Source organism: Microbacterium testaceum, from assembly GCF_003075375.1.
In the GTDB taxonomy this organism is placed as follows: Bacteria; Actinomycetota; Actinomycetes; order Actinomycetales; family Microbacteriaceae; genus Microbacterium; species Microbacterium testaceum_E.
On record NZ_QDFT01000074.1, the window covers coordinates 1 to 7,993 of the forward strand.

Below are 7,993 nucleotides of genomic sequence, written 5' to 3' on the forward strand. Positions count from 1 at the left end.
GGGCCGCATCGACTTGAACTCACCGCAACGCAGGAGGAGTTCAACGCAGCGGTCGAAGCGTTGCAGGAGAGCGATGCTGTGCTGGAACACATCCATGCTCTGCGCTCGCTTGTCGCACGGCAGATCGAGCGCCAGCGCGGCAGTACACCGGACCACAGTGTCGCAGGTCGCGCATAACTTCTGTGGGTGCAACTGCCCGAAGGTGTCGAGTTCCGTGAGCTACCACTGCCCGACCGCCGGCGACGTGTGCACCTCCCCGTCTATGAGGTGCGCAGACACGGCAAGGTGCTCGGTCGGGTTGAGACGAAGCACATCGGCGGTGCGCGCCGCGTCTTCTACTTCGCCTTTGGCATTCACCCGTCGACGGGACGGGAGGTGCGCCTCGAGGGGAACACCGACCTCGAGGAGCGCATCGTCACTGTGTGCCGGTTCGCTGACGCACCGGACGATTACTCACAGCACATGGGCGGATACAGCGGGGATCGGGCGTAGGCGGCGACAGGCCGCAGCCTCGCAGCGGGGATCGGTACGACGGGCGCGTACACGGCAGCGGCTCCCGAGGGCTGGTGCTGTCAGTGAGCGCGCCTACGCGAAACAGTGCACCGGTACACAGCCGACGAGACATGGGGGATCGGGATGAGTAGCAAATGGCTATGGGACTTGCTCACAGCGGGGGGTGAGATTGTCGCGCAGCGCTCCGACGTCGTTCGGTTCAGTCCAGTCGACCTGCTCGCCTACTCGACCTTCCTGCGGACCGAGCATCCAGACGCCGAGTTTCGCAACCTTGATGAGATGGGTAAGACCGCTACCTGTGATGCATATCGCATCGTGCGGGAGTTCCGGCCTGAATTGCTTCCGGCACTTTCGGGTGGCACCCACGATCAACTCGTGCTGCTGTCGATGGTCCGAGCGCTAGAGAACGGCCCTGGGCTTCCTGCTGTGCGTAAGCGGACCGCGAGTCCGTCTTCCTCTACGCCCCCGCCGACGCCGTCCTCCCCGTCCGCCCCTGCCAAGCCCCGCAAGAAGAAGGCTGGCAAGAGTTTTGGAAAGAACAAGAAGCGCAGGTAGGCCGCGCTACGCCGCAGTCTCGCAGCGCCCCCCGGTGCGCACGGGTTCGCACATGAGCTGAGCACACCGGGACTGGTGCTGTCGGCTAGCGCAAAGCAGTTCGAGTCCCGTTGGCTGGCAACGAACTGCACGGATTAGATGGATACACAGAACGGAGCAGTAATGGGTCTCGCTAACGATGGTTGGCAGCCGCGCCGGGTCCACAGCGACGCAGATCGCGAGCGCATTCGGGAGTTTTACCAGCGCACCATGGGTGACCCCACAGGGTGGGATGTGCTCACACGCGAGCAGGACCGGCAGTTGGGGCTCCCTAGCGGCCATCTGGTGGCGGAGGACGAGAACGGCACCCTCGCAGGCTGCATCTACTTTTCGGCCGACCCGGAGGACGTACTCGACTGGCGAAGCCGAGGAGAGGACGAGCTTGCCGACACGATCGCAAGCGATGTCATGATGATTCACCAAATGGCGGTTGCCCAACCGCACAGACGCAAGGGGCTCGGCACCGCGTTGCTGCTAGGTGCCCGCGACGCGGCGCTCGGAGCCGGTGCGGCGCTAATGCTGCTTGCCCTCGACGATACACAGGACGGATTGGCGGACTTCTACGACGAGAACAACTACGTCGTGGTGCCGCGGGGAAGAAACATCGCAGTGACGTTCCACTCCTTCCAGGCGGCAGCGGTGCGCTTCCCGCAAAGCGTGCCCTCCCATCGCTGGGCCTACCAAGTCCTAAGTTCGCGGCGCGTTGCGGTCGACGAGATCGCTTGAAGCGGATAGCAGCGTGCAGCGCAAGTAGGGAGACACGTGGAACACTTCGGCGTCAGGGTGCAGAGGGGTCCTAAGAACGGTTTGCGCCTCGTTCGAGAGGAATACGCGCGCATCAGTAAAACGAATACCACGTGGTTTCCCCGAGAACGGTTCCCGAAGCTGTGGGAGGCGCAGGCCGACAACTTCGAGGATGCGGACCACCGCATACTCTCCGACGAATGGTGCCAGCGTCACCGCGCGCTGGCTTTGGAGAACTTCGACCTGAACATGCAGTTCTTCGAGCGTCTCGACCGGGGGAGTTTCGAAGCTGCGGTTGCACGCATGTTGGAGACTGTTCCTGGCCTCACTGAAATTTATGATCTCGGACCGTGGGAGAAGAAGGCTGGTCTCTACGTGATGGTCTTGGACGAATACAAGCAGATGTACGTCGGACATACCGGGGCGGCGAATGGGGTCAAGGCTCGCATCCGCCAGCATTGGTCCTCGTCCAAGGCTTTCGACCGCCTCCTCTGGGGCACTGTAGAAGGCTCGATACTCTCCATCGACTCCTTCCGCGCCCTGGATACGACTCGCATCTTCGTCGCAAAGCCTCGCAACCGTGAGCTGGCCGAAGCCAAGCTCATCAGAGCGATTGGTCGTGAGTTCCTGGCTAATCGCGTGTATGGCGGGTCGCCGCGCCTCGTCACCATGCAGGCAGCCCTTGGCGACGGTTTGGTGTTCACACGAGACCTTGCCGACGACGGGGTGATAGCCGAAACGGATGGAGGCTGACGCTACGCCGCAGTCTCGCAGCACGCCCCGGTGCGCACGGGTTCGCATATGCCCTGAGCGCGCCAGGGCTGGTGCTGTCAGCTACAGCGCGGCGTGAGCCAGCCCTAACAGTGCACCGGCACACGGCTTCGAGAAGCCTGTCACCATGCCAACCATGAGCAACCCACAGGTGACCGGACCACTGTCGGATGACGCACCCACGGTGTGGGCGTTGCTATGGGAGGAGCACCCCACCTCCTACTGCATGCTTCTGCTGCAAGGCGCGCTCACGGAGCAAGTCGGTGCGGATGAGGCGGCCCGCCTCGTCACCGAAGACCCCTCGCTCATACCCACCATCGCCTCGAAGATACTCGGCAAGCTTCTCGAAGAGGACGATCGCGATTTCGTGCGCCATTGCAGCTTCGCCATGCTGCTCATTCGAAAGCTGTTCCCTGAGGAGCGCTGATATGCCTCCCAACCAAGGAGGACACATGTTCAGCCCAGAAGTTCAGTACCACCTGGAACCCGAGCGCGAGGAGCCATCTAGTTGCGGATGGCAGCGCTGCTGGAAGCCGAAGGAACACCACTTCGACACCCGCAAGGAGGCGCGCGAGGCCTACGAGCGCTATCGCGATGACCTCAAGACGCTTGCGCGCTACTTCGAGCACATCTCGCACCTGCACCCAAGTTGATATTGAGTCTCATGTCATAGGTCCGCGAGGACCAATGTACTTGCTCATAGCCGATAGGCGATTGAGGTTCGGGGGAACCAACTAACTCCCGCACTGCACAATCGCTCATGACGCGGAGGCCCATGCCTCCTATCCTGCCCCCGTGAAGTTGGATCACGGGGGCTTTCTCATGGCTGCGGCCAACTTCTTCGATATTGATTACGGCCCACCTGACGGGCCACCCATTCCACACAAGAGGAAATGAAATGACTATCGAGAGCCGTACCGTCGTTCGCCGTCACTCCAACCGTCGCGTCCCCGCGCAACTCGCTGATGCGAAGCTCCTGCCTTTGCGCGCGTTGCACTTCCACGACAAGCGAGGAAAGAAGCTCGAGGATCTTCCGGCCACCTTCGGGGCAGATGGGTCGCTCAGGCCTTGGCAGGCGCACAGCGGCGCGATTGGTCCGCATCAGGAGCGCTATGCCGTGGACGCGGCTCGCTCCGGCCTCCTCGTCTTCGAGGATGAGACTCCCGTAGACGGGCAGTCTGCGCCACCCGCCGACCTCATCGGGGTGCACCTGCCCGCCACGTTCACTGTGCGGTCGGCGCGGGGAACGCTTCAGCACTACTACCGGCGTGCGACGAAGCGCGTGCCCATTGCCCGAGTGATGAGCCCGTGGGACGCCATCGACATTGTGCCTTCCACCGCATACATCGTGGGGCCGAACGTGACCAGTTCGGTCGGAAGCAGCATCGCACGGTCGGTGGTGGTGCACGACCTACCCATCGCGGTGCTGTCCGAAGAACAGGAAGTGCACCTCGCCGCCGAGGTCGAGGAAGCGGCCGCCATGGCGCACAGGGTCTTCGTGCAGCTTCGGGAGGCCATGCGCGCAAGTAAGGAGGACACCAACCGCGTCACCTCCTCGCGCATGAACCCGTGGGAGCAGCGCTACATGATGCATGTGCTTACCGCCATCGGGAAGGCAGGTGGCCTAGAAGGCGGCGGGGAATTGTACGTGCGGGCCTTGGCCTTTGCAGCCGGTGCGAAGGTACGTGCGAGCGCCAGCGACGCGGCCGTTCGGCGCTTGTTGCGCAAGGTTCAAGCAGGTGGGTGGGCAACAGAGGAGCTTGATTATATGGTGCGCACCCCTTGGAAGCAAGGTGCCGCCTTCGCCAGACATGTGCGCACACCTTGATATTGCTCTTGCTCGCGTAGCTGTTTTGCCTCCTTGTCTGCATAGCGCTAGCGCCGAAAGCCCCGTGTCTTTGAAGCACGGGGCTTTCCTCATGAGGCGGGAGCGAGTAGATGGCGTCACCCGCTGTAGCTCGCAGCACCGCAGCAGGGGAGTGGTGCTCGCGGTGGATACACACCCCGATGTTTTGCGCGCTGGTGCTGTCAGGTGGTGCGCTCGCGCGAGTGGGGCTCTGAGTCAGAAGCCGCGCTGGTTGGCGAGGACGGAGAACGCCGCTTTGTAGGCGGCAGTGTCTTCAGCTTCGGGGTAGTCGGCGAAGCTGAGGAACACATCTCCTTTGTGGAACGAGACATCAAGGATGCCGAAGTGATCCTGCTCGCTCCAGAAGGGAATGCTCATGTGCTCACCACGGGAGCTGTTATGCGTGTAGCCCTTTTCGAACTCGCCGCCGAAGGTATGCGCGAGCTCGAATACCGGATGCCAGTTCGGGTCGTCATCGAACGAGAGGTGCAGGTGGCGGGCTAGGTCGGTGTGCTCGCCATTGAACCCACGAACGCGCGGGGCTCCAAGATGGCTGACGTGATACTCGAATGCGTTCCGAGCCATCAGGGTGGAACTGGGGTTAGTGTCAACGGTCATCAGTATTCCTTCTTCATGCCGCGTGCACGGCGGCGGTTGAAACCCGCGTGCTCGGCGGGTGTGAATCCATTTTATCAGAGGGGTGATGACCTGCTGCTGAGGAAAGGGGTGGTCAACCACCGGTCACATCGTCGTGACCGGCAAAAGCCCGATTCCATCGATGTTTCTCAGGGGGAGGGCAGGGGGGGCATACCTTTTCTCGCAAACTTTAGCTATAGCTGAAAAAGGCACACTACTCACGGGACTACTACTTGTGGAGTGGGTTTCCTAGAAAAACCGTGCCCCCCCTGCCCTCCCCCTGAGAGAGTTCGAGCCTAGCGGCGTTTGACCGGTCACTGTTCGTGACCGGTGGATGACCACCCCATAGAGCCGGTGTGCTGTGCCTGGCGGTCGAAGCTCCCACCCAAGTTGATATAAGACTATGAACGCGCAGGAGTTCGGTGGCGGCTGAACTTCTTGAGGGCGTCATGTGTAGGTGAGTCGGGCTTCACCCCCATTCTCCTCCCCACACATGACGCCCTTTCGCTTTTCATCTCGGCTGCTTGCTCCGAGGACAGAAAGGCTGTTTCTGATATTGATCTCATCCCACATATGGGGTCACTCGCTCGCAACGGGTGCCATTGAGAACAAGGTGAACATGATGACCCATTCAGACGCACAGCAGCACGCGCCCTCGTCCAACATGACGGACGAGCTTTTCGATCGGTTGTACGAAGAGACTGATGCGGGCAGCGCGCCCATTGCTCCTGTCGAGACAGCCCGAGTGCGCCCCGCGGCTTCTCAAGCTTCGGATGAGGTTCGCGCAACCTTCGTGCAGCGCGCCGCACTGGATGACGAGCCCGACGAGCCAAAAGCCGACAAGAAGAAGCCCCGCGTGGCACCAAGCTTCCCACTCGACCACTTCACGGAGGACAACATCGCGCCGCTCTTCGCGGCCAGCATTCGCGGTACAGCCGCTTACGTCACCGAGTGGCGCACCTGGGCCGTCTACGACCCCACAACCGGTGCGTGGGCGAAAGACTCGGGCGGTAAGGCCGTGAGCCGCCTCGCCAAGGCTTTCCTGAAGGGTGTTTACGACGACGCGGTGGAGAAGGGCAACGCTGCGGATGAGGTGTTGGCTCGCCGCCTGCGCAACGCCAAGCCGCGCGAGCACATCATGACCTCGGCCGCCGATGACCTCGTCCTTTCGTCCACCCAGTTCGATGCAGACCCCCACCTGTTCCTCGCGGCGAACGGAGTGGTGGACCTACGCACCTCTACTATCCGCGAAGCTCTGGCAAGTGACTACCTGCACAAGCGGTCGCCCGTACGATTCCTACCCGGTGCCGAGCACGAGAAGTGGACCTCGATTCTTTCGGTGGTGGCCGAGGACACGCTTCCCTACCTGCGGGTAGTCATGGGGCAGGCGCTGACGGGTTTCCAGCCCACCGATGCCAGCGTGTGGTTCTTCCACGGCAACGGCTCCAACGGCAAGTCGAAGATCATCGACACGGTTCGGGCCTGCGCCGGGGAGTACGCGGCAAACCCCTCCGCGGGTGTGCTGCTGAAATCGCAGTCATCTGGCGCGACAGATAACCTCATGGTGTTCAAAGGACTGCGCTTCGCTATTTACGAGGAGCTCCCAGACGGCAAGCACCTCAATGCTTACGTGGTCAAACGCCTTTCGGGTTCGCAGGTGATGCGAGCGGCGCAGAAGTATCAGGCGGAAGAAGAGTTCGACATCATCGCCACGAACTTCATCAACACCAACTTCCTACCGAAGGTGTCCGAGATGGACCACGGTACCTGGCGGCGCTTGAAGCTGATCCCGTTGCCATACACCTTCGTGAGCAGTGAGGAGGAGATCAAAGAGGCCCATCACCGCCTCGGTGACCCCTCTCTTGAGGATTGGGTGAAGCACCCAGAAGTGCAAGAAGCTGCCCTCGCATGGATGATTGCCGGTGCGAGCGAGTGGTTCCAGCGAGGTAAGAAAGAGCACGCCCCTACGGCCTCAATGGAAGAGGCCAAGCAGAAGTGGGTTTCCACCAACGACAAGATCGCCATGTGGTGGGACGAGCTAATCGAGGAAGAGGCTAACTCATTCATCACCACCCGAGAGGCCTACGCGAGTTACGCGGCCGTCATCAAACGTGAGGGCTTGGGCGTGGACTCAAGCCAAAGCTTCTACTCCATGCTCGAAAACCACCAGTTGTTCCGCAACGCGGGAGCGGTGCGCGCCCGTATGCGCCACCGCACGATGGCCCACTCACCTCTGACGGAACAGGCGAAAGGCTCGCTCGACATGCACCTGGCTGAGGTGCCGCTGGCCGAGAGGGAACTGCTCATCAAAGGGATTGCATTCCGTCACCCCGACACTGCTCGGCCGTCGACTGCTGCTGAGGACTTCCGAATGGGCATGGACGCCTCGCTTGCGCAGATGACGACGGCAGGCTTGGATGCCGCCGTGGTGCAAACGGCTCGCGAAGCCTATGAGGCTCAGTTCGCCGCACGCTTCGGCGAACGAGGCGAGAGCGACTTCGAGCTAGATGATTTCGATGACTCGTCTGTCGATGCCCTCGACAGCTTCTGACCCCGCGCGACAAGGAGAAGGGACATGCAATCTCTCAAGCACAACCCGACCGACTTTGCGGCGCACCACAACTATATGCGCAGTCAGCAGACACTCGCCGCACGCTTTGTCGAGCGCCAGGAAGCCGCCAAAACGCTGGCTGCCGCAAAGCTCAAGACCATCGACTACTTCCGCGCAAACCGGGACTTTCTACTTCGCAAGAACCCTACTTTGACCTCGGCGCAGATTGCGGAACAGCTTCTTGATCACTTCCTCGCCGTATAAGCACCATCATCAACTCACCCTCAACAAAGGAGAAAGGAAATGAGCCAGCTAACTCTTTTCGAAGCAACCGGAAC

At 61.3% G+C, this 7,993-nt stretch carries 9 protein-coding genes; 8 read left to right on the forward strand and 1 reads right to left on the reverse strand.

The window, feature by feature from the left end; all coding sequences use genetic code 11:
- The first annotated feature begins 186 nt into the window (after positions 1–186).
- The 6 genes from DC432_RS15460 to DC432_RS15485 all read left to right on the forward strand — a co-directional run bounded on the left by DC432_RS15460 (position 187) and on the right by DC432_RS15485 (position 4,450).
- Positions 187–492, forward strand: coding sequence for a hypothetical protein (locus tag DC432_RS15460; RefSeq protein ID WP_133177967.1), 306 nt, complete (start codon positions 187–189; stop codon positions 490–492).
- 738 nt (positions 493–1,230) lie between these two features.
- On the forward strand, positions 1,231–1,833 hold the full coding sequence (locus DC432_RS15465; protein WP_165801306.1) for a GNAT family N-acetyltransferase: 603 nt from the start codon (positions 1,231–1,233) through the stop codon (positions 1,831–1,833).
- A 36-nt stretch (positions 1,834–1,869) separates the two neighbouring features.
- Positions 1,870–2,604: a hypothetical protein gene (locus DC432_RS15470; RefSeq protein WP_116538602.1), complete on the forward strand. Its 735-nt coding sequence runs from the start codon at positions 1,870–1,872 to the stop codon at positions 2,602–2,604.
- 145 nt (positions 2,605–2,749) lie between these two features.
- The gene (locus DC432_RS15475) at positions 2,750–3,049 is read left to right on the forward strand and encodes a hypothetical protein (protein WP_133177968.1); all 300 of its coding nucleotides are present in this window, start codon (positions 2,750–2,752) and stop codon (positions 3,047–3,049) included.
- 25 nt (positions 3,050–3,074) lie between these two features.
- Positions 3,075–3,275, forward strand: coding sequence for a hypothetical protein (locus DC432_RS15480; protein WP_116538604.1), 201 nt, complete (start codon positions 3,075–3,077; stop codon positions 3,273–3,275).
- A gap of 245 nt (positions 3,276–3,520) precedes the next feature.
- Positions 3,521–4,450: a hypothetical protein gene (locus DC432_RS15485; RefSeq protein WP_116538605.1), complete on the forward strand. Its 930-nt coding sequence runs from the start codon at positions 3,521–3,523 to the stop codon at positions 4,448–4,450.
- A 234-nt stretch (positions 4,451–4,684) separates the two neighbouring features.
- On the opposite strand, the gene DC432_RS15490 is transcribed toward DC432_RS15485, so the two are convergent.
- A complete protein-coding gene (locus DC432_RS15490; RefSeq protein ID WP_116538606.1) occupies positions 4,685–5,086 on the reverse strand; it encodes a hypothetical protein in 402 nt (133 codons plus the stop codon).
- A 640-nt stretch (positions 5,087–5,726) separates the two neighbouring features.
- Between DC432_RS15490 and DC432_RS15495 the strand changes: the two genes are divergently transcribed.
- Both DC432_RS15495 and DC432_RS15500 read left to right on the forward strand, forming a co-directional pair.
- Positions 5,727–7,655: a DNA primase family protein gene (locus DC432_RS15495; RefSeq protein WP_165801307.1), complete on the forward strand. Its 1,929-nt coding sequence runs from the start codon at positions 5,727–5,729 to the stop codon at positions 7,653–7,655.
- Positions 7,656–7,679: 24 nt separating this feature from the next.
- Positions 7,680–7,919 carry a hypothetical protein gene (locus DC432_RS15500; RefSeq protein ID WP_116538608.1) on the forward strand — a complete coding sequence of 80 codons (240 nt, stop codon included), beginning with the start codon at positions 7,680–7,682 and terminating at the stop codon, positions 7,917–7,919.
- Positions 7,920–7,993: the final 74 nt, after the last annotated feature.

Excerpts from the sequence above, each read along its gene's own strand:
- DC432_RS15500 (WP_116538608.1), top strand. The coding sequence starts at position 7,680 with ATGCAATCTCTCAAGCACAACCCGACCGACTTTGCGGCGCACCACAAC.
- DC432_RS15475 (WP_133177968.1), top strand. The coding sequence starts at position 2,750 with ATGCCAACCATGAGCAACCCACAGGTGACCGGACCACTGTCGGATGAC.
- DC432_RS15480 (WP_116538604.1), top strand. The coding sequence starts at position 3,075 with ATGTTCAGCCCAGAAGTTCAGTACCACCTGGAACCCGAGCGCGAGGAG.
- DC432_RS15485 (WP_116538605.1), top strand. The coding sequence starts at position 3,521 with ATGACTATCGAGAGCCGTACCGTCGTTCGCCGTCACTCCAACCGTCGC.
- DC432_RS15490 (WP_116538606.1), bottom strand. The coding sequence starts at position 5,086 with ATGACCGTTGACACTAACCCCAGTTCCACCCTGATGGCTCGGAACGCA.
- DC432_RS15495 (WP_165801307.1), top strand. The coding sequence starts at position 5,727 with ATGACCCATTCAGACGCACAGCAGCACGCGCCCTCGTCCAACATGACG.
- DC432_RS15465 (WP_165801306.1), top strand. The coding sequence starts at position 1,231 with ATGGGTCTCGCTAACGATGGTTGGCAGCCGCGCCGGGTCCACAGCGAC.